Source organism: Pseudomonas sp. A125 (assembly GCF_055409485.1).
In genome coordinates this window covers 1-1,972 of record NZ_JBUZVP010000073.1, presented here as the reverse complement: position 1 = coordinate 1,972, position 1,972 = coordinate 1, and the positions used below count along the sequence as shown (strand labels likewise).

1 protein-coding gene and 2 pseudogenes are annotated in these 1,972 nt (G+C 48.1%); all 3 read right to left on the bottom strand.

The window, feature by feature from the left end:
• Window positions 1-129: 129 nt before the first annotated feature.
• Window positions 130-392: pseudogene (locus ACZRN6_RS36390) on the bottom strand (Tn3 family transposase); the annotation flags it as partial.
• A 20-nt stretch (window positions 393-412) separates the two neighbouring features.
• Window positions 413-871 (bottom strand): methyl-accepting chemotaxis protein, encoded by a 459-nt coding sequence (locus ACZRN6_RS36385; protein ID WP_275941885.1) that lies wholly within the window; start codon window positions 869-871, stop codon window positions 413-415.
• Window positions 872-958: 87 nt separating this feature from the next.
• Window positions 959-1,717: pseudogene (locus ACZRN6_RS36380) on the bottom strand (PAS domain-containing protein); the annotation flags it as partial.
• Window positions 1,718-1,972 lie beyond the last annotated feature (255 nt).

The following is a 1,972-nucleotide window of genomic DNA, read 5'->3' as shown; positions in this document are numbered from 1 at the left end:
GGCGCACTGGTTGCTGATCTCGATTTCGATGTCGGTGCGGCCGGTCAATTCCTTCTTCCCACCGACTTGGGCGATGGTCGAGCGTAGCTGGTGATAGGGGAGCCCGCAGAATTCGGAAAAAATCGTACGCTAAGGTTTTCCGGGCAATCGTAGCGGCCTGAACTTCCCGATCTCCAGCCTGCGGCTCTGCCGCCAGACGTAATCGCCAGTCAGGTTGATGTGCTCCCAGCCCAGCGGCAATAGGTATTGCAGCAGCTCGCCGCCCACCGACTTGCCAGCCTCGACCAGCCCCAAGTGATGCACTCCAGATACATCGTGTTCCATAGCACGATGGCCGTCACCAAGTTTGGGCTTCTGGCTCTGTAGCGCTGCGGCTCGAAGTTCCGATCCTGATTTTGCCTAAAACTGGACACTAGCTATTGTCTTTGAACAACGTCGATACGGTACGGGCAACATGGTCTGCACCGTCACTGATTTCACGCATAATAGTTGTTACAGTTGCGATCTGATCGTTGTTTTCTTCGGCGCTTCTAGCGATGCTGTTCATATCTATATTCAGTTGCTGAGTAAGCTTTCCGTTAGCAGTTACCACATTCTGGATTTCCACGGTGGCACTGCTAGTTCGAGCTGCCAACTGACGAACCTCGTCGGCTACTACAGCAAAGCCTCGGCCCATTTCACCCGCTCGGGCAGCTTCAATTGCGGCGTTAAGTGCTAGTAAGTTAGTTTGTTCTGCCACGCCTTGGATGATGGTAACAATTTTCTCGATATCTTTAGCCTGAGCATTTAGCTGTGTAATCGAAATAACCGCACCGTTTATTAAATTAAATGTACCCTGAGATAGTTCAATTGAACTAGCAAGGGACTCCATGCCCCGCACGGAAATTTGAGATGTCTCCTCGGCGGTGGTGAAGGAAAGCTCTGCGGCCTGACGGATTTCATCAGCCTTATGCTTCTGCGAGCTGACGTCGGTGGCAAATTTTAACACTTTCACAACCTGGCCGGCTTCATCAATGACGGGGTTGTAGGTGGCCTCAAGATAGATGGTCTCTCCCGATGCGGTCTTGCGCTCAAATTGCCCGCTTAAAAAAGTTCCTCCCTTTAAACTCTGCCAAAAATTTGGATTTTCTTGATAAAAATTATCGAAACAGAACATTCGGTGGTGTCGACCCTTGATATCGCTGAGGCGATAACCCATAGCACGGAGGAAATTCTCATTTGCATGCAGGATGTCACCGTTAGGTGTGAACTCGATCTCCGCCATCGAGCGGGAGATGGCTGCATGGACGGCTCTTAGTGAGAGTAACTCGTTTTCTCTCTGAGTGACATCTGAGCCAATCTTAATGATTTCAATAACTTTTCCATCTTGATTTTGAACTGGAATATAAGTAGCCTCAATCAATACTAAGTTACCGTCTTTGCGCAGCCGCCTAAATAAACCTGATTGAAGATGGCCGTCAGCCAATTTCTGCCAGAAGCGCGAATAATCAGCTGTGTTAGCATAATTCTTTTCGCAGAAAATTCTGTGGTGCTGCCCTGCTATTTCTTCGAGTTTGTAACCAAGCATCTCTAGAAAGATATTGCTCGCATAGATTACGCTCCCGTCTGGCCTGAATCTGATTTCCGCGACATTTCGACTTATTGAATCAAGCTGCCGCTGTAGTTCTGAGAGCTTATTTTCTGTGTCCAGCAGTTGTTTGTTTTTATTGAAAAACATAATCATTACCTTTGTGCAAATAAAATAATACTTGGGGCCCAATTTATACTGTATCGGTTAGCGCAACCGCTTCTTGAGAGCATAGCTCTTTATAGTTGGAAAATTAGCGATTTGCAGCCATGTGTCATATTGAGCTATACCCTAACCGGACGTCAGGCAAGGCCGCTCCGAGTCGTCAGAATAGAGTGGTCTTTCGCATTCGTTGACACATGCCCGCGAAGGTCATAGATTTCAGCCTGACAGAAATGGGCTTTG

Bases quoted from the DNA above. Each gene is read 5' to 3' on its own strand.
- ACZRN6_RS36385 (WP_275941885.1), bottom strand. From the start codon at position 871: ATGGAGTCCCTTGCTAGTTCAATTGAACTATCTCAGGGTACATTTAAT.